The sequence below is a fragment of the Yersinia sp. Marseille-Q5920 genome (genome assembly GCF_946902935.1).
GTDB lineage: Bacteria > Pseudomonadota > Gammaproteobacteria > Enterobacterales > Enterobacteriaceae > Yersinia > Yersinia rochesterensis.
Genome location: NZ_CAMPQA010000010.1, coordinates 146,613 through 164,307, shown reverse-complemented (window position 1 = coordinate 164,307; position 17,695 = coordinate 146,613). Strand labels below are relative to the sequence as shown.

Genomic DNA, 17,695 nt, shown 5'->3' with positions numbered 1-17,695 from the left:
AGGATTCACCATGTCTGTAATTAAGATGACCGATCTGGATCTAGCTGGCAAACGCGTGCTGATCCGTGCGGACCTCAATGTTCCGGTAAAAGATGGCAAAGTGACTTCTGATGCGCGTATCCGTGCATCTCTGCCGACAATTGAAGCGGCACTGAAGCAAGGCGCTAAAGTAATGGTTACCTCTCACCTGGGTCGTCCGACCGAAGGCGAGTACAATGAAGAGTTCTCCTTGCTGCCAGTCGTTAACTACCTGAAAGACAAGTTGTCTGCTCCGGTACGTTTGGCGAAAGATTATCTGGACGGCGTTGAAATTGCAGCTGGCGAGTTGGTTGTTCTGGAAAACGTTCGCTTTAACAAAGGCGAGAAAAAAGACGACGAAACTCTGTCCAAAAAATATGCCGCACTGTGTGATGTGTATGTGATGGATGCTTTTGGTACCGCTCACCGTGCACAAGCTTCTACTCACGGTGTAGGTAAATTTGCACCTATCGCGTGTGCTGGCCCGCTGTTGTCAGCAGAGTTGGAAGCCTTGGGTAAAGCACTGGGTAACCCAGCGCGTCCAATGGTTGCTATCGTCGGCGGTTCAAAAGTTTCAACCAAACTGACCGTGCTGGGTGCGCTGTCTAAAATTGCCGACCAATTGATTGTTGGCGGCGGTATCGCGAATACCTTCGTGGCAGCTCAAGGTCACAATGTCGGTAAATCTCTGTACGAAGCAGATCTGATTCCAGAAGCTAAACGCCTGCTGGAAACCTGCGATATCCCAGTCCCTACTGATGTTCGTGTTGCCACTGAATTCTCTGAAACTGCGGCTGCAACACTGAAGCCAGCTGATCAGATCAAAGATGATGAGCAAATTCTGGATCTGGGCGACGTATCAGCAGAGCGTCTGGCGGAGATCTTGAAAAACGCCAAAACCATTCTGTGGAATGGCCCGGTTGGTGTGTTCGAATTCCCTAACTTCCGTAAAGGGACCGAAATCGTGGCTCGCGCCATCGCAGAGAGCGAAGCATTCTCAATCGCGGGCGGCGGTGACACTCTGGCAGCCATCGATCTGTTCGGTATTGCTGACCAAATCTCTTATATCTCCACTGGCGGCGGTGCTTTCCTTGAGTTCGTAGAAGGGAAAAAACTGCCAGCGGTTGTGATGTTGGAAGAGCGCGCTAAGCAGTAATTTAGATAACGGGGGGCGAGAGCCGCCCGTTTCGCTTTTAGCTAATGAAGCTTGCGGGCTTTGGGCTGGCGAAAACCGATTTACATTTAGGGCCTATCCTCCCGGATAGCTGCTATCTTCAGTCGACGAAACAGGACAACGTACATGTCTAAAATTTTTGATTTCGTAAAACCAGGTGTCATCACAGGTGATGACGTTCAGAAAGTGTTCGCAATAGCAAAAGAAAACAACTTTGCTCTGCCAGCAGTAAACTGTGTCGGCACCGACTCTATCAACGCAGTGCTGGAAACAGCAGCCAAAGTGCGTGCGCCGGTTATCGTTCAGTTCTCTAACGGTGGTGCAGCATTTATCGCAGGTAAAGGCGTGAAGACTGACGTGCCACAAGGTGCTGCAATCTTGGGCGCTATCTCTGGTGCGCACCATGTGCATCAGATGGCTGAACACTACGGTGTTCCGGTTATTCTGCATACCGACCATTGTGCTAAGAAGTTGTTGCCATGGTTAGACGGTTTGTTGGATGCAGGCGAGAAACACTTCGCGGCAACGGGCAAACCACTGTTCTCTTCTCACATGATTGACCTGTCTGAAGAGTCCCTGGAAGAAAACATCGAAATCTGTAGCAAGTACCTGACTCGTATGTCAAAACTGGGTATGACGCTGGAAATCGAACTGGGTTGCACCGGTGGTGAAGAAGATGGCGTGGACAACAGCCATATGGATGCATCTTCTCTGTACACTCAGCCAGAAGACGTTGATTACGCTTACGAAAAACTGAACGCAATCAGCCCACGTTTCACCATCGCAGCTTCTTTTGGTAACGTGCACGGTGTTTACAAACCAGGTAACGTGAAACTGACCCCAACTATTCTGCGTGATTCTCAGAATTATGTTTCTAAAAAACACAATCTGCCGCACAACAGCCTGGACTTCGTGTTCCACGGCGGTTCAGGTTCTACTGCAGCTGAAATTAAAGAAGCAGTAAGCTACGGCGTAGTGAAAATGAATATCGACACCGATACCCAATGGGCAACATGGGAAGGTATTCTGGATTACTACAAAAAGAATGAAGGCTATCTGCAAGGCCAACTGGGTAACCCAGAAGGTGCTGATAAACCTAACAAAAAATACTACGATCCGCGCGTATGGCTGCGCTCAGCGCAGGTTTCAATGATTGCCCGTCTGGAACTGGCATTCAAAGAACTGAACGCAATCGACGTATTATAATTCAGTCTCATTCTGACTGTTTTAAAAGGCCCTTAGGGCTGATACTGACCGTTTAAGGAGCGTTTGAACGATCCTCTGGCGGATATAAGAAGGACTCATAATTTTTTATGAGTCCTTTTTTACGGCACTTTCTCATGTAATTTAGAGCCAATGAATGTGCATTATCAAGATTTGGCGCGCATAAAGAACCAAGATATCAATTAAGACTCTTGGTTCTTTATATTAAATACAGATAATTAGTCGTTATTTATTGAGTTAGCAAACTTGCATAATCGCATTCTTATATAAAAAACAACCATTTTCGAGTATTTCATAATCATCATTACTATTTGTTAATGAATTAATGACTGAAGAATTATCCAACAATTGACCGGATACTCCCCCTTCGTAATTATTTGCAGCCATGCTGGTAGCAGAAGTAAACATTATTACACTGAATAAGAATAATTTTTTCATTATTTATACCTTGTTTTATTGTGTGCCATTTGGCGGTAAGTACATTATTATGAAATGAAAATTATTAAAATTTAAATAAATTTAACACATGCAATTAAATTGTTATTTAATGTTTATGCATTACTCTGTTAATATTATTTAGATTGTTCTTATAAAAATAGACTATGAAATACTGGTTTGAACTAGCCGCTTGAATGACGGAGTGTATAGCGAGTCATTGGACGAAATTGATAGATATTTTATTATTATTCCTTTTAGGAACTTTCAATTTCATCTCATAGCAGCCAATATCAATGTTATTTACTGATTCTAATATGAAGTTTGTCTTAACTGCTTCATCGTTGATGATTAGAGGAAGATGGGTATAATTTTTTATCTTTGGTTTTTCTTATCAATTCCTACTATTTCATTACCTAAATATTATATTTCATCTTTAAAAATGGCTTGATATTTATGAACGTTTTTTTGAATGTACCAATCTCAGTTAAAGGGTGAGTTTTTTATTTTTAGAGTAAGAGGGTGGGCAAAATATCTGCCAATTCTAACTGTGTTTTTCCCTTGCGATTGTTTAATCAATATTTGTAATGGTCTCAATATAAATCTCGCCATTAAATTCGTACTATTATAAGTAAACAGTTATTTCTATTATTTTAAACCTAGCGATTAGGTACTCGCTCGCTGCTTTTCACTCCATTACTATCAAAATTGGCAACATTCTCCATTGTTGGTTACCCTAAACAAGCTGTCTGCTATGTCAGCTAGCATTTTGAGGTGATTTTTTTGCGTAATCTCTCCCGCAGGGAGCTTTTTGTAGGATGGTTTAAATGGAAGAGTTAAACGTAGTTGATGGTATCAATGAAGCGAGCACTTGGTTGGTGAATAATCAGGAGCTACTGATTCAATACGCGGTCAATATTGTCGCGGCGTTACTGACCCTAATTATCGGTTCGATTATTGCCAAAGTGGTTTCCGGCATGCTCAGCCGGGTCATGAAGTTACGGGGTATTGATCTCACCGTAGCAGATTTTCTGGCGGCAATGGCGCGCTACAGTATTCTGGCTTTTACTATCGTCGCGGTGTTGGGCCGCCTTGGAGTACAAACAGCATCGGTGATTGCGGTTATTGGTGCTGCCGGTTTAGCGATCGGTTTGGCGCTGCAAGGCTCACTGTCCAACTTTGCCGCTGGCGTGTTACTGGTGGCCTTCCGACCATTTAAAGCGGGTGAATATGTCGATCTGGGTGGCATAGCCGGTACCGTGGTGCAGGTGCAGATTTTCTCAACCACATTGCGCACCGTCGACGACAAAATTATTGTTGTGCCAAATGGTAAAATTATCGCCAACAACATCATCAACACCAGCCGTGAACCCAATCGCCGTACTGATATGGTTATTGGCGTGGCCTATGATGCTGATATTGATGTGGTGAAGAAAGTGCTGGGTGACATCATTGCAGCCGACCCCCGCATTATGCATGACAAAGGGGTTACCGTGCGTTTGAATGAGATGGCGGCTTCGTCATTAAACTTTACCGTGCGCGTCTGGACCACCAACGGCGATGCCATGGAGGTTTATTGGGATCTGATGGAGAACTTCAAACGCGCGCTGGATGCCCACAAAATTGGCATTCCTTACCCGCAGATGGATGTGCATTTGCATCAGGTGGATAAAGCAGAATCTGCTCCAACAGCATAAAACCTGATAGCAATAAACTCAGTCAAAACGGGCTATTATTAGTCCGTTTTTCTTGCGTTTTTCTCACTCGCGAGTTTCTGCTTATACCCTAAATAATTCAAATTGCAGGAAAGCAGCTAACACACATGCAGCTTTAAGTATGACAGATATATTCATTATTAGTTTTACTTATAGTAGATAAGAAATATCAATTTCCTCTGATGATTCTCTCCCCGTAATATGCTGCTAATTCTTCAACAATTCTCTCAGTTTGTTTTGAGTATTATTTAAAGGTAACAGTATGTTAGCTGTCTATTTGCAAGGCTTTGCCCTGAGTGCGGCCATGATCCTTCCCCTTGGGCCACAAAATGCCTTTGTGATGAATCAGGGCATTAAGCGGCAGCACCATTTGATGAGTGCCGCGTTGTGCGCCCTCAGTGACATCATATTGATTTGTGCAGGTATTTTTGGTGGCAGTGCTCTGCTGAATAGTTCTCCATTGTTACTGGCTCTGGTGACTTGGGGTGGCGTGGCATTTCTGTTGTGGTATGGCTGGGGGGCATTAACGGCTGCATGGCGTGGCGATAGCTCGTCATCAACTGTTGCTGCAGGTGCGCAAGGGCGCTGGCGCATTCTGGTTACGCTATTGGCGGTAACCTGGCTTAACCCGCATGTTTATCTGGATACTTTTGTGGTGCTGGGAAGCTTAGGGGGCCAGTTATTACCGGATGTTCGGCCGTGGTTTGCTTTTGGTGCCGTAAGCGCCTCTGTAGCTTGGTTTTTTTCTCTGGCGTTGCTGGCTGCGTGGTTATCACCGTGGCTCAACCGTCCAACTTCACAGCGAGTCATCAATCTGCTGGTGGGGAGCGTGATGTGGTTTATTGCTTTTCAGTTAGCGCGGCAGGGATTAAGCCTGTGAATTTTTATCATTAATCCGAATCCCTAATTGAGTTAGATATGCTACGGTTGTCTTAGTTTTATTATGATTATCTTAGGAGGCTCCGTGAAGTTGAAGACATTGGCTTTGGCCGCAATGATGGGTTTAGGGACGTTACCTTTGGCGCTGCAAGTTCAGGCGGCCGAGCTACCAGAAGGGCCGCATGTTGTCACATCGGGCACCGCCAGTGTTGATGCGGCTCCGGATATTGCCACCATTACCATCGAAGTGAGTGTCTCTGCCAAAGATGCCGCCGATGCTAAGAAACAGGCAGATACCCGAGTCGCACAATATTTTGATTTCCTGCGTAAGAGTGGCATTGAGAAAAAAGATATCAATGCGGCTAATATCCGGACTCAAGCTGAATATGATTATCAGAAGACCGGTGAAGCGGTATTGAAAGGCTACCGTGCGGTACGCCAGGTTCAAGTGACACTGCGCCAGTTGGATAAGTTGAATGAGTTACTGGATGGCGCACTCAAGTCGGGTCTTAATGAAATTCACTCCGTCGAGCTGGGTGTTGCCAACCCGGACACTTATCGTGAACAGGTTCGTCAAAAAGCCATCGAGAATGCCATTAGTCAAGCTGGCGCTTTGGCTGACGGATTTAAGGTTAAATTAGGGCCGGTATACAGCATTCGTTACCGTGCTGCTAACTACCAGCCTATGCCGGTAGCGCGTATGTTCAAGAGTGCTGACGCCGCACCAGCCAATGGTGCAGCCCAAACTTATGAGCAACAAACCATCCATTTTGATGATCAAGTTGATGTCGTGTTTGAGCTGAAAACCAGCACCAACACGCCCGCAGCTGCCGCCAAATAAGCTAATCTTGCCGTAATACCTGATGCCCGTGAGATAACAGGGCATCAGTTACCTTTCTCATTGTCCGGCTTTCTGGTGCAAATCGATGCCAGTACAGCATCCGTCGTTGCAATAACCCCGGGGTTAGATCAATTAATTCACCGGATGCCAACTCTTTTTCGATTTGTAAATGCGGGATCATACAGCAGGTAGTACCTTGCCTTGCTAACTGTACAAAGGCTTCCGACGAGTTAACGATATGGCACGGCACACTGCCGGGTGACAAATCGAAATTCTGCTGTAAAAATGCCTGATGCATATCATCCAAATGGTCAAAGGCCACGGCGGGGGCTTTCAGCAATGCCGAGCGGGTCACGCCATTGGGAAAGTAGCGGTCGGCAAAGGGTTTTGACGCCACAAACAGATAATCCAGTGCGCCGAGCTGATCAACCAGACAGCTTGGCAGCGGTTGAGGCTGGATACTGACCGCGCCCACCACCTCGCCACGGCGTAACCGCTCTTGAGTGCGGGTTTCATCTTCGACTTGTAAATTCAGCCGGATAGGAGAGTCCGCCAACACCGGTTTTAGCGCCGGTAGCAGCCAGGTTGCCAGACTGTCGGCATTAACCGCCAATGACAGCAATAGCGGGGTATCGCCGCCGTTATCATTGCCGAGCCACTCTTCTTCCAGCAGTTCAACCTGATGCAGTAAGGCAAGCAATTTCTGCCCTTGTTCAGTTGGACGCGGGGGCACGGTGCGCACCAATAGCGGCTGACCGAACAGGTTTTCCAACTGCTTAATGCGTTGAGATACCGCCGATTGGGTGATGCAGAGTTTTTGTGCCGCGCGTTCAAAACCGCGTTCACGGATCACCGCGTCCAGCGCTTGTAGCGTACGGTAGTCTGGGCGTTTCATCGGAGTCATCTCTCCAAATATTTAAGTTAATACCGCACTATGCCACATTTTGTTCATTTTTCTATGTTGGAATACCGGATGGCTCGCCATAAATAAACCGACGTAACTGTGATCTAGCTAGAATTACCGCCTATATGAGCCGGCTTTATTGCGATGTTTTATCATATATATGCTCTATAATGACGTCAGGTTTTCTTTCACATCAAGGCGTGAACTTACCATGACTCAGGATGAACTTAAAAAAGCAGTGGGCTGGGCAGCATTAGATTATGTCAAACTCGGCACTATCGTTGGGGTCGGCACCGGCTCTACGGCGGCACATTTTATTGATGCCCTTGCCTCCATCAAAGGCCAGATTGAAGGAGCGGTTTCCAGCTCTGATGCCTCTACCGCCAAGCTGAAAAGCTATGGCATTCAGGTGTTTGATTGCAATGAAGTCGATGTGCTGGATATTTATGTTGATGGCGCTGATGAAATTAACAGCCAAATGCAGATGATTAAAGGCGGTGGCGCAGCACTGACCCGCGAGAAAATCATTGCGGCCATTTCCCGTAAATTCATCTGTATTGCAGATGCTTCCAAGCAGGTTGATGTTTTGGGTAAGTTTCCACTGCCGGTCGAAGTTATCCCGATGGCGCGTTCTTATGTCGCCCGCGAGCTGGTGAAATTGGGCGGGTTACCTGAATATCGCCAAAATGTTCTGACGGATAATGGCAATGTTATTTTGGATGTGCACAACCTGACTATATTGGATGCCATTGCGCTCGAAAATAAAATTAATGGCATTGCCGGTGTTGTCACCGTGGGGTTATTTGCCAACCGAGGTGCTGATGTGGCGCTGATTGGTACTGCCGATGGTGTTAAGACGGTCGTGCTCAAGTAGTTGAATGAATATTATTTAGGGTGAGGTTTTTGGCTTCACCCTGATAAATTGTGCCTTTAAATATCTTTTCTTAAAATCATTAAATTTGGTGATATATATCACATTTAATCATTTCATTTTCTTAACCTGCCATTAACTCACTCCCTGCCAGTTTTTTATTCCATAAATTAACATTTGCACTGCTTGTTATGCTGACGGGTGGGCAATCGTTTGTATTGCCGCCCGCGAAATATTTGTTATGTTGACGGGGTGCTGACCGGATTCATTCGATATCGTCAGCCACATCTGAAGTCTGAAAATAGGGTCGGGGACATGGCAAAAGTATCACTGGAGAAAGACAGAATTAAGTTTCTGTTAGTGGAAGGGGTGCACCAGAGCACGGTTGATAATCTGCGTGCAGCCGGTTATAGCAATATTGAATATCATAAAGGTGCCTTAGACACCGAATCACTGAAAGAATCTATTCGTGATGCTCACTTCGTTGGGATTCGATCGCGTACACATCTGTCCGAAGAAGTCTTTGCTGCAGCAGAAAAGTTGGTTGCAGTAGGTTGTTTCTGTATCGGTACTAATCAGGTTGATTTAAAAGCGGCGACTAAACGTGGTGTGCCGGTATTCAATGCGCCTTTCTCCAATACCCGTTCGGTCGCTGAAATGGTACTGGGCGAGTTACTGCTAATGTTCCGCGGTATTCCATCTGCTAACGCTAAAGCACACCGTGGCGAGTGGAATAAGCTGGCTGTCGGTTCCTATGAAGCCCGTGGCAAAAAACTGGGGATTATCGGCTATGGTCATATCGGGACTCAGCTCGGTATTCTGGCTGAAAGTGTCGGGATGAAAGTGTTCTTCTACGATATTGAAAATAAACTGTCGTTGGGAAATGCGCAGCAGGTTCGCCATCTGTCTGATTTGCTGAATATGAGTGATGTGATTAGTTTGCATGTGCCAGAAAATCACTCCACCAAAAATATGATTGGCCCTGAGCAGTTGGCTCTGATGAAACCGGGCGCGATGCTGATTAATGCTTCTCGTGGGACGGTAGTTGATATCCCGGCACTCTGTGATGCGCTGGCGAGCAATCATCTGGCAGGGGCGGCAATCGACGTTTTCCCTGAAGAGCCAGCAACCAATAAAGACCCGTTCAATTCACCATTGTGCGAGTTTGATAATGTGTTATTGACTCCGCATATTGGTGGTTCCACTCAGGAAGCACAGGAAAATATTGGTGATGAAGTGGCCGGTAAACTGGCGAAGTATTCCGATAACGGCTCAACGCTGTCTGCGGTTAACTTCCCAGAGGTTTCTCTGCCAGCCCATGGTGATAACACTCGCCGTCTGCTGCATATTCATGAGAACCGCCCTGGTATTCTGACCAGCATTAACAAAATTTTTGCTGAGCAGAATGTCAACATTGCGGCGCAGTATTTGCAAACCAGCGCTGATATCGGTTATGTCGTTATTGATGTTGAAACTGATGATGCAGAGAATGCAGAGAATGCATTGCAGGCTATGAAGGCGATTCCAGGGACTATCCGTTCGCGTTTGCTTTACTAGTCAATGTGGTACTGATATGACTAAACACCCGCTATGTATAATATCGGGTGTTTTTTTATGTTGAACGCCCTGGCTCACCAGCGCCATATTTTTGTCGGTGTCACAATCTCTGGCAACGGCACATCCCAATGTTCATTCGGCAAATGCTCGACTCGCTGGCAATCATGAGCCAGACCAATAGGATAGGGGCCACCCTGCTGCCAGTTTTGCAGTGTTCGGTCATAGAAGCCACCACCCATACCTAAACGCTGCCCGTGGCTATCAAATGCCACCAGCGGGGTTATCACCACGTCTAATTGGTTTAAGGGCAGCACATCGCGTACATCTAATTGGGGTTCCAAGATTTTCAAACGATTACGAATGAGCTGGCTATCAGGGTGATAGTGGAGAAACAGTAAATGACCGGGGCTGAAAGGATGAAGAACTGGGAGATAAACTTGTTTTTTCTGCTGCCACAATAGTTCGATAACTGGGGCGGTATCTAACTCGCCATCAAAAGACAGAAATAGGGCAATAGTATGGGCTTGTTGGATTTTGTCGTGGGAAGCGATTTGTTGAGCTGCGAGATTGGCGGATTGCTGCTGTTGTTCGGGAGTCAAAAGACGCCGACGTTCACGAATTTCACTGCGGATTTTTTTTCGCTCAATGGCATGCAGTTGATTTGAAAGCATATTATTGACTTAAAAAACATACGATTGAGGTAAATGAATAGAAAGTTGTCTGTATCAAAACGAGCGTGATAACCGAAATGCGTGTTACACGATAAGAAAGGGATCTCCGAGATGCCGCCGCAGGCTGTAACCCTTGAACCCATGGTTCAAGGTGAACGCAGCGTCGCAACCTTAAGGCTTCTCGGCGAACCGAGCATGCGCACCAGTTACGGAGTCGCTACATTCTGTTGGTATTAATTATCGGCTCAGGGGACGGGCCCGCTGGCAAACATCTCAGAGAAATTCTTTACTCACTGCTGAATCTATCATTCAACAGAGATTTATTCAAACTGTGCATCCTGACGTTCAGAGATGCGACCCTGTTCAAGCAATGCTTGTTCAATGGTCTGTTGTAACATCCGAATACGTTGCTCCATATTGGATGCATAGTCACGGGTTTTCAACCTTTCCTGAGCTAATTCGTGACATACGTTCAACGCCGCGATGAAAACTAACTGCTCAGTATTGGTGACTCTAGTGCGAACTTTCAGATCTTGCAACCGTTGGTTAAGATCTTCTGCTGCCATGTTCAACGCATCTTGTTGTTCTGGCGGGCAGTTCACTCTTAACGATCGACCAAAAATTTGAATATCTACCGGTTGTGCAGACATGCGACCTTCCTGACTAATTTCGCGCCAGCCCTGAAAACCAGAGGCAAAATGCTCGTAGCGGCAAAGCGGGCGTCACTATATATACCTCGATACCAAGATTCAACCCCTTTTGGGTGTTGCGTTTTCTGGTATAGCGACCTTTCTTGGTGGTAGCATAACACGAACTTATCCTGCCAACGATGACCAATACGCATGTCTATAGAGAATACATTACCGACTTACCAATCACTTGCCCTAGCATTGAACCAGCAAGCAGTGGCATTAACCCCTGCTGAAATGCATGGTCTGATCAGTGGCATGCTGTGCGGAGGCAGTAAAGACGATGGTTGGCGTGCACTGGTGCATGACTTGACCAACGAGGGCGTCGCCTTTTCGCAAGCCCTTGGTTTGCCGTTACAACAGTTACATCAAGCAACACAAGAAGCGCTGGAAAACGAAGGTTTTATGTTCCAGTTGTTGATTCCTGAAGGGGAAGAGATCACTGTTTTTGATCGTGCTGATGCATTATCCGGCTGGGTAAATCATTTTCTGCTAGGTCTTGGGATGCTGCAACCAAAGTTGGCGCAAGTGAAAGATGAAGTGGGTGAAGCCATTGATGATTTGCGTAATATTGCTCAGTTAGGATATGACGACGATGAAGATCAGGAAGAACTGGCCCAATCATTGGAAGAAGTCATCGAGTATGTCCGTGTCGCGGCTATCTTGTGTCATATTGAATTTACTCAAGAAAAACCGACGGCCCCGGAAGTACGCAAACCGACATTACACTAAGCTGGCCTGTGTCGTGTGTTGAATGATGGAAATCGGATATTTCAGGAGGGTGTAATGACTCAGCAAGAATACCAGAATCGCCGTCAGGCACTGTTGGCGAAGATGGCCCCGGGCAGTGCTGCCATTATTTTTGCCGCACCAGAGGCTACGCGCAGTGCAGATTCTGAATATCCTTATCGGCAGAATAGCGATTTTAGTTATCTGACCGGCTTTAATGAGCCGGAAGCGGTGCTGATTCTGGTGAAAAGCGATGAGACTCACAACCACAGCGTGCTGTTTAACCGAGTGCGCGATTTAACCGCTGAAATCTGGTTTGGCCGCCGTTTAGGGCAAGAGGCCGCGCCTGAGAAGTTGGGTATCGATCGCGCATTACCTTTTGATGAAATCGACGAGCAGCTCTATTTGCTGCTTAATCGCCTTGATGTGATTTATCACGCGCAGGGGCAATATGATTATGCGGATAAGATTGTGTTTGCCGCGCTGGAAAAATTGCGTAACGGTTTTCGTAAAAATTTGCGTGCACCCGCGACCTTAACTGACTGGCGGCCATGGTTGCATGAAATGCGCCTGTTTAAGTCAGAAGAAGAACTTGCTGTGATGCGCCGCGCCGGTGAAATTAGCGCATTGGCCCATACCCGCGCGATGGAAAGATGCCGTGCAGGGATGTTTGAGTACCAATTGGAAGGGGAGATTCTGCATGAATTTACTCGCCATGGTGCGCGTTATCCGGCGTATAACACAATTGTTGGTGGCGGTGAAAATGGCTGCATTTTGCATTACACCGAAAATGAGTGCGAACTGCGAGATGGCGATTTAGTGCTGATTGACGCCGGTTGTGAATATCAGGGCTATGCCGGTGATATCACCCGAACTTTCCCGGTAAACGGTAAATTTACCCCAGCCCAGCGGGAGATTTATGACATCGTGCTGGCCTCCATCAACAAATCTTTGGAATTGTACCGGCCAGGAACCAGTATCCGTGAGGTCACGGGGAAGGTGGTGCGGATTATGATTACCGGTTTGGTGAGTTTGGGCATCCTCAAAGGGGATGTCGAGCAACTGATTATTGAACAAGCGCACCGTCCCTTCTTTATGCACGGCTTGAGCCACTGGCTGGGGTTGGATGTGCATGATGTCGGCGATTACAGCAACAGTGACCGCGAGCGCCCTCTTGAGCCGGGTATGGTGCTGACCATCGAGCCGGGCTTGTATATCGCGCCAGATGCCGATGTTCCGCCACAATATCGCGGTATTGGTATTCGGATTGAAGATGACATTGTGATTACTGCGGATGGTAATGAAAATCTGACCGCCAGTGTGGTAAAAGATCCCGATGACATTGAAGCCCTGATGGCGGCAGCGAGATAACTGATGAGTGTGATAATTGTTGGTGGCGGTATGGCTGGCGCGACACTGGCGCTGGCTATTTCATCCCTCACTAAAGGGGCGGCACCGGTGGCGCTGATTGAAGCGCATCTTCCTGACAGCCGCCAACATCCAGGTTTTGATGCCAGAGCCATTGCATTGGCGCAGGGAACCTGTCAGCAATTGGATAGCATTGGCCTCTGGTCAGCATTGGCAGACTGTGCCACCGCCATTGAACATGTTCACGTCAGTGATAGTGGACATTCCGGCTTTGTGAATCTTCGGGCGCAAGATTATCGTGTTCCGGCTCTGGGTCAGGTCATTGAGCTGTTTGATGCCGGTAATCGGCTATTCGCCTTGTTACAGAAAGCGCCGGGTGTGACCTTACATTGCCCGGCAAAAGTGGTTGATGTGGTGCGCACGACAGAATCTGCCACGGTGACATTGGATAATGGCCAACAACTTAGCGCTAAATTATTGGTGGCGGCGGATGGCTCCCATTCCGCACTGGCTCAAGCTTGTAACATTCAGTGGCAGCAGCAGGATTACCAACAAATCGCGGTGATCGCCAATGTCACGACCTCCGAACTGCCCAATGGGCGTGCTTTTGAGCGCTTTACCCGCAATGGGCCATTGGCGCTACTGCCAATGTCTCAAGGGCGCAGTTCATTAGTTTGGTGCCATGCCAAACAAGATAGACAGCAGGTGGATAGCTGGGATGACATCCGTTTTCTGGCCGAGCTACAGCAGGCTTTCGGCTGGCGGCTAGGGAAAATGCTGCATGCCGGCAAGCGCCACAGTTACCCCCTGCAATTGCTCACCGCCTCGCGCCATGTCAGTCATCGGCTGGCATTAGTCGGCAATGCAGCTCAAACCTTGCATCCGATTGCCGGTCAGGGCTTTAATTTAGGGCTGCGCGATGTGATGTCACTGGCAGAAACTGTTGCACAAGCCGCCCTTGCAGGAAGAGATCCCGGCGATTATGCGGTACTCAGTCAATACCAACAGCGGCGGCAACATGATCAACAGGCAACCATCGGCGTCACCGATGGATTAATCCGCCTGTTTGCCAACCGCTATGGGCCGTTGGTGGTGGGGCGTAATCTGGCTTTGATGTCGATGGAACAGATACCTGCAATCCGTGATACTTTCGCCCGGCGGACATTGGGATGGGTTGAGCGCTAAAAATCCATAGGGTAAATAAAGTTCATATTTTCATAGGATATATCTCGGTATGCAATCATATGACGTAGTAATCGCCGGTGGTGGAATGGTCGGCTTGGCACTGGCCTGTGGTTTACAAGGCAGTGGCCTGCGCATTGCCGTTCTGGAACACCAACCCGCGCCTGAGCCGCTACCTGCGCCGGTGACCGGTGAGTTGGCGCTTCGGGTTTCGGCGATCAATGCGGCCAGTGAGCGATTACTGCAAAAAATTGGTGTGTGGGAAGACATCTTAGCGCTGCGCGCCAGCCCTTATAGCGGCATGGAAGTGTGGGACCAGGACAGTTTTGGGAAAATTGCTTTCCACGCCGATGAATATGGTTTTAGCCATCTCGGGCATATCATTGAAAACCAAGTGATTCAGCAGGCGCTATGGCAGCGAGCCAGCCAATTGGTTGATGTGACTTTGCTGGCGCCCGCCAGTATCAAACAGGTGGCTTGGGGCGAAAGTGAAGCATTTATCACTCTGACGGATGACCGGATGCTCAGCGCCCGGTTGGTGATTGGGGCTGATGGTGCGAACTCTTGGTTACGCCAACATGCTGATATCCCACTGACATTTTGGGATTATGCCCATCACGCGCTGGTGGCCACTATCCGCACTGAAGAAGCGCATCTGGCCACGGCACGGCAGGTATTTCACGGCGACGGCATTCTGGCATTCCTGCCATTTAGTGACCCGCACCTTAGCTCGATTGTCTGGTCATTACCCCCGGAACGCGCTGCCGAGTTAGCCACTCTGCCCGCGGAGCAGTTTAATCGCGAGCTGGGAATGGCATTTGATATGCGGCTGGGGCAATGTCAGCTTGAAAGTGAGCGCCAAACTTTCCCACTAATGGGGCGTTATGCACGCAGTTTCGCGGCACACCGGCTGGCTCTGGTTGGCGACGCCGCCCATACCGTGCATCCGTTGGCCGGGCAGGGCGTGAATCTGGGCTTTATGGATGCCGCCGAACTGGTGTCTGAACTCCGGCGCTTGCAGCGTCAGGGTAAAGATATCGGCCAGCATCTTTATCTGCGCCGCTATGAACGCCGCCGTAAGCACAGCGCCGCAATGATGCTTGCCAGCATGCAGGGTTTCCGCTCACTGTTTGCGGGTGATAACCCGGCTAAAAAACTGTTACGCGATATTGGTTTGACATTGGCGGATAATTTGCCGGGGGTAAAACCGCAGCTAGTGCGCCAGGCGATGGGGTTAAATGATTTGCCCGATTGGCTGGATGAATAAATAATCCTCTATCCCGCTAAATCCGCCTCAGTTGAAATAATCTAATTCCAACCTGCTTTTCGCATTAGTTTTTCTCACACGCAACCAAAACCTGATAAGTTGATTCTGACAGGGTTTTGGTTGTTTCGTTATATAACATCGCAATTTTTACGTTTTAATTGTTAATTATGTGCCTCCGTGCGCAGTTTTACAGTGGAAAACTCTGCACAATACCCCTGCCTTTTGTTGTTTTAATCTGTGCTATTGCCTATTTTACCTTATGGTTACCTGATGAATTCGGTGATAACGTTGGGCAAAAGGTATCGTTTGCGTAGACCCGTCATACTTCACGTTGCAGGTGTGTTGGCTGCTTTCGTTCACCCCAGTCACTTACTTGAGTAAGCTCCTGGGGATTCGCTTAATTGCCGCCTTCCTGCAACCCGAACTATCTAGGGTATAGGCCTGTTTATGGTGAGTTAGAGTCTCTAACACTCATTGCATGAAACTGTTTGAGGGAGAGTAGATGTCTAAGCAGACCCCGCTGTATGACCAACACGTGGCGTGCGGTGCGCGCATGGTAGATTTTCATGGTTGGATGATGCCATTGCATTATGGCTCTCAAATTGATGAGCATCATATCGTGCGCCAAGATGCCGGTATGTTTGATGTCTCGCACATGACAATTGTCGATCTGCACGGTGCCCAAACCCGTGAATTCTTGCGTTATCTGTTAGCCAATGATGTTGCCAAACTGACCCAACCGGGCAAAGCCCTGTACACCGCGATGCTGAATGCTTCCGGCGGTGTTATCGATGATTTAATTGTCTACTTCCTGCGCGAAGACTATTTCCGTTTAGTGGTGAACTCCTCCACCCGAGAGAAAGATCTGGAATGGATCATTCAGCACGCTGAGCCTTATCAGGTGGGCGTGACGGTGCGTGACGATTTAGCGCTGGTGGCGGTGCAAGGCCCGACAGCGCAACAGAAAGTGGCGACCTTACTGACTCCTGAGCAGCAACAAGCGATTACAGGAATGAAACCATTCTTTGGTATTCAAGCTGGTGATTTGTTTATCGCCACCACCGGTTATACCGGCGAAGCAGGCTATGAAATCGCGCTACCGAAAGAACAGGTGGTTGAATTTTGGCAACAATTGCTAGCCGCTGGCGTGAAGCCCGCCGGCCTTGGTGCGCGTGATACTTTGCGCCTGGAAGCGGGGATGAATCTCTATGGCCAGGAAATGGACGAAAGCATTTCGCCACTCGCCGCCAATATGGGGTGGACAGTGGCCTGGTTGCCAGAAGACCGCCAGTTTATTGGTCGCGAAGCCCTGGAAAAGCAGCGTGCGAACGGCACTGAGCAACTGGTCGGCTTGATCATGACTGAAAAAGGCGTATTGCGTAATGAGTTACCGGTGCATTTTTCTGATGCTTTAGGTAACCAGCATGTTGGTGTGATAACCAGCGGATCATTCTCGCCGACACTGGGCTTCAGTATTGCTCTGGCTCGTGTCCCTGCGGGGATAGGTGAAAGTGCGGTGGTGCAAATTCGTAACCGTGAAATGCCGGTGCGCGTCACAAAACCGGGTTTTGTGCGGGCGGGTAAGCCGGTCGTGCTGTAATTATTTAGAGTATTCCGCATTCTACGAGCCACACTTTTTGGCTCTACCTTTTTAAGGAGCAGCAATGAGCAATGTACCAGCAGATTTAAAATATGCGTCATCCCATGAGTGGGTTCGTGCCGATGGCGATGGTGTGTATAGCGTCGGGATCACTGAGCATGCGCAAGAGTTACTGGGCGACATGGTGTTTGTTGATTTGCCGGAAGTGGGCAGTGAAGTTTCTGCGGGCAGCGACTGCGCTGTTGCCGAGTCAGTTAAAGCCGCTTCTGACATTTATGCCCCAATCAGTGGTGAAATTATCGCCGTGAATACTGAGCTGGAAAGCTCCCCAGAATTGGTGAATAGCGCGCCTTATACTGATGGCTGGCTGTTCAGCATCAAAGCTTCTGATGAGGGTGAGTTGGCGAATTTGTTAGATGCCGAGGCTTATCTGGCGACCATTGAAGAATAAATGAAAAAAGCCTGAGGTGAGTGAAGTGCAATGAGCTAAGGGTTGACCACGTCTACGGGTGCTCCGGTGGCTTACGCCACTACGACCCGAACGACGTGCTTCCCCTTAGTTCGGCTTTGT

At 48.2% G+C, this 17,695-nt stretch carries 17 protein-coding genes and 1 other RNA gene; 13 read left to right on the top strand and 5 right to left on the bottom strand.

Translation table 11 applies throughout. From position 1 onward, the window contains the following. Positions 1-10: 10 nt before the first annotated feature. Positions 11-1,174, top strand: coding sequence for a phosphoglycerate kinase (gene pgk, locus OVO64_RS15230; RefSeq protein ID WP_032815224.1), 1,164 nt, complete (start codon positions 11-13; stop codon positions 1,172-1,174). A 144-nt stretch (positions 1,175-1,318) separates the two neighbouring features. After that, positions 1,319-2,398, top strand: coding sequence for a class II fructose-bisphosphate aldolase (fbaA, locus tag OVO64_RS15225; protein WP_038631031.1), 1,080 nt, complete (start codon positions 1,319-1,321; stop codon positions 2,396-2,398). A gap of 255 nt (positions 2,399-2,653) precedes the next feature. On the opposite strand, the gene OVO64_RS15220 is transcribed toward fbaA, so the two are convergent. Continuing rightward, positions 2,654-2,854, bottom strand: a complete 201-nt coding sequence (locus OVO64_RS15220; protein ID WP_038631033.1) for a hypothetical protein — start codon at positions 2,852-2,854, stop codon at positions 2,654-2,656. An 824-nt stretch (positions 2,855-3,678) separates the two neighbouring features. On the opposite strand from OVO64_RS15220, the gene mscS reads away from it, so the two are divergent. The 3 genes from mscS to OVO64_RS15205 all read left to right on the top strand — a co-directional run bounded on the left by mscS (position 3,679) and on the right by OVO64_RS15205 (position 6,286). Next, on the top strand, positions 3,679-4,548 hold the full coding sequence (gene mscS, locus OVO64_RS15215; RefSeq protein ID WP_038631035.1) for a small-conductance mechanosensitive channel MscS: 870 nt from the start codon (positions 3,679-3,681) through the stop codon (positions 4,546-4,548). 280 nt (positions 4,549-4,828) lie between these two features. Next, positions 4,829-5,446 (top strand): arginine exporter ArgO, encoded by a 618-nt coding sequence (gene argO / locus OVO64_RS15210; RefSeq protein WP_038631037.1) that lies wholly within the window; start codon positions 4,829-4,831, stop codon positions 5,444-5,446. An 84-nt stretch (positions 5,447-5,530) separates the two neighbouring features. Beyond that, the gene (locus tag OVO64_RS15205) at positions 5,531-6,286 is read left to right on the top strand and encodes an oxidative stress defense protein (protein WP_038631039.1); all 756 of its coding nucleotides are present in this window, start codon (positions 5,531-5,533) and stop codon (positions 6,284-6,286) included. Position 6,287: 1 nt separating this feature from the next. Here the strand turns inward: OVO64_RS15205 and OVO64_RS15200 are convergent, their stop codons facing one another. Beyond that, a complete protein-coding gene (locus OVO64_RS15200) occupies positions 6,288-7,181 on the bottom strand; it encodes a LysR family transcriptional regulator ArgP (protein ID WP_038631041.1) in 894 nt (297 codons plus the stop codon). A 220-nt stretch (positions 7,182-7,401) separates the two neighbouring features. On the opposite strand from OVO64_RS15200, the gene rpiA reads away from it, so the two are divergent. Together rpiA and serA are read left to right on the top strand one after the other, a co-directional pair. Then, the gene (rpiA, locus tag OVO64_RS15195; protein WP_267248874.1) at positions 7,402-8,064 is read left to right on the top strand and encodes a ribose-5-phosphate isomerase RpiA; all 663 of its coding nucleotides are present in this window, start codon (positions 7,402-7,404) and stop codon (positions 8,062-8,064) included. Between the two features lie 312 nt (positions 8,065-8,376). Next, entirely contained in the window at positions 8,377-9,618 is a 1,242-nt protein-coding gene (gene serA / locus OVO64_RS15190; RefSeq protein ID WP_038631045.1) for a phosphoglycerate dehydrogenase, read from the top strand. Between the two features lie 74 nt (positions 9,619-9,692). Here serA and OVO64_RS15185 read toward each other — a convergent pair whose 3' ends face one another. The 3 genes from OVO64_RS15185 to zapA all read right to left on the bottom strand — a co-directional run bounded on the left by OVO64_RS15185 (position 9,693) and on the right by zapA (position 10,939). Beyond that, positions 9,693-10,289, bottom strand: a complete 597-nt coding sequence (locus OVO64_RS15185) for a 5-formyltetrahydrofolate cyclo-ligase (RefSeq protein ID WP_120011455.1) — start codon at positions 10,287-10,289, stop codon at positions 9,693-9,695. 99 nt (positions 10,290-10,388) lie between these two features. Further along, a non-coding RNA gene (gene ssrS, locus OVO64_RS15180) (6S RNA) lies at positions 10,389-10,572 on the bottom strand. A gap of 37 nt (positions 10,573-10,609) precedes the next feature. After that, positions 10,610-10,939 carry a cell division protein ZapA gene (gene zapA / locus OVO64_RS15175; protein WP_004706812.1) on the bottom strand — a complete coding sequence of 110 codons (330 nt, stop codon included), beginning with the start codon at positions 10,937-10,939 and terminating at the stop codon, positions 10,610-10,612. A gap of 192 nt (positions 10,940-11,131) precedes the next feature. Here zapA and OVO64_RS15170 point away from each other — a divergent pair, with 192 nt between their 5' ends. The 6 genes from OVO64_RS15170 to gcvH all read left to right on the top strand — a co-directional run bounded on the left by OVO64_RS15170 (position 11,132) and on the right by gcvH (position 17,575). Continuing rightward, on the top strand, positions 11,132-11,710 hold the full coding sequence (locus OVO64_RS15170; RefSeq protein ID WP_038631050.1) for a YecA family protein: 579 nt from the start codon (positions 11,132-11,134) through the stop codon (positions 11,708-11,710). 54 nt (positions 11,711-11,764) lie between these two features. Next, entirely contained in the window at positions 11,765-13,078 is a 1,314-nt protein-coding gene (gene pepP, locus OVO64_RS15165; protein ID WP_038631052.1) for a Xaa-Pro aminopeptidase, read from the top strand. A gap of 3 nt (positions 13,079-13,081) precedes the next feature. After that, positions 13,082-14,260 carry a 2-octaprenyl-6-methoxyphenyl hydroxylase gene (gene ubiH, locus OVO64_RS15160; protein WP_038631054.1) on the top strand — a complete coding sequence of 393 codons (1,179 nt, stop codon included), beginning with the start codon at positions 13,082-13,084 and terminating at the stop codon, positions 14,258-14,260. A gap of 49 nt (positions 14,261-14,309) precedes the next feature. Next, on the top strand, positions 14,310-15,524 hold the full coding sequence (ubiI, locus tag OVO64_RS15155) for an FAD-dependent 2-octaprenylphenol hydroxylase (protein WP_038631056.1): 1,215 nt from the start codon (positions 14,310-14,312) through the stop codon (positions 15,522-15,524). 502 nt (positions 15,525-16,026) lie between these two features. Continuing rightward, positions 16,027-17,124, top strand: a complete 1,098-nt coding sequence (gcvT, locus tag OVO64_RS15150; RefSeq protein ID WP_038631058.1) for a glycine cleavage system aminomethyltransferase GcvT — start codon at positions 16,027-16,029, stop codon at positions 17,122-17,124. Between the two features lie 64 nt (positions 17,125-17,188). Next, a complete protein-coding gene (gene gcvH, locus OVO64_RS15145; protein WP_038631060.1) occupies positions 17,189-17,575 on the top strand; it encodes a glycine cleavage system protein GcvH in 387 nt (128 codons plus the stop codon). Positions 17,576-17,695 lie beyond the last annotated feature (120 nt).

What these genes read in the sequence shown, in the direction of transcription:
- OVO64_RS15200 (WP_038631041.1), bottom strand. Translation starts at nt 7,181, where the DNA reads ATGAAACGCCCAGACTACCGTACGCTACAAGCGCTGGACGCGGTGATC.
- argO (WP_038631037.1), top strand. Translation starts at nt 4,829, where the DNA reads ATGTTAGCTGTCTATTTGCAAGGCTTTGCCCTGAGTGCGGCCATGATC.
- gcvT (WP_038631058.1), top strand. Translation starts at nt 16,027, where the DNA reads ATGTCTAAGCAGACCCCGCTGTATGACCAACACGTGGCGTGCGGTGCG.
- mscS (WP_038631035.1), top strand. Translation starts at nt 3,679, where the DNA reads ATGGAAGAGTTAAACGTAGTTGATGGTATCAATGAAGCGAGCACTTGG.
- OVO64_RS15220 (WP_038631033.1), bottom strand. Translation starts at nt 2,854, where the DNA reads ATGAAAAAATTATTCTTATTCAGTGTAATAATGTTTACTTCTGCTACC.
- OVO64_RS15185 (WP_120011455.1), bottom strand. Translation starts at nt 10,289, where the DNA reads ATGCTTTCAAATCAACTGCATGCCATTGAGCGAAAAAAAATCCGCAGT.
- pepP (WP_038631052.1), top strand. Translation starts at nt 11,765, where the DNA reads ATGACTCAGCAAGAATACCAGAATCGCCGTCAGGCACTGTTGGCGAAG.
- gcvH (WP_038631060.1), top strand. Translation starts at nt 17,189, where the DNA reads ATGAGCAATGTACCAGCAGATTTAAAATATGCGTCATCCCATGAGTGG.
- rpiA (WP_267248874.1), top strand. Translation starts at nt 7,402, where the DNA reads ATGACTCAGGATGAACTTAAAAAAGCAGTGGGCTGGGCAGCATTAGAT.
- ubiI (WP_038631056.1), top strand. Translation starts at nt 14,310, where the DNA reads ATGCAATCATATGACGTAGTAATCGCCGGTGGTGGAATGGTCGGCTTG.
- fbaA (WP_038631031.1), top strand. Translation starts at nt 1,319, where the DNA reads ATGTCTAAAATTTTTGATTTCGTAAAACCAGGTGTCATCACAGGTGAT.
- ubiH (WP_038631054.1), top strand. Translation starts at nt 13,082, where the DNA reads ATGAGTGTGATAATTGTTGGTGGCGGTATGGCTGGCGCGACACTGGCG.
- serA (WP_038631045.1), top strand. Translation starts at nt 8,377, where the DNA reads ATGGCAAAAGTATCACTGGAGAAAGACAGAATTAAGTTTCTGTTAGTG.
- OVO64_RS15170 (WP_038631050.1), top strand. Translation starts at nt 11,132, where the DNA reads ATGTCTATAGAGAATACATTACCGACTTACCAATCACTTGCCCTAGCA.
- pgk (WP_032815224.1), top strand. Translation starts at nt 11, where the DNA reads ATGTCTGTAATTAAGATGACCGATCTGGATCTAGCTGGCAAACGCGTG.
- zapA (WP_004706812.1), bottom strand. Translation starts at nt 10,939, where the DNA reads ATGTCTGCACAACCGGTAGATATTCAAATTTTTGGTCGATCGTTAAGA.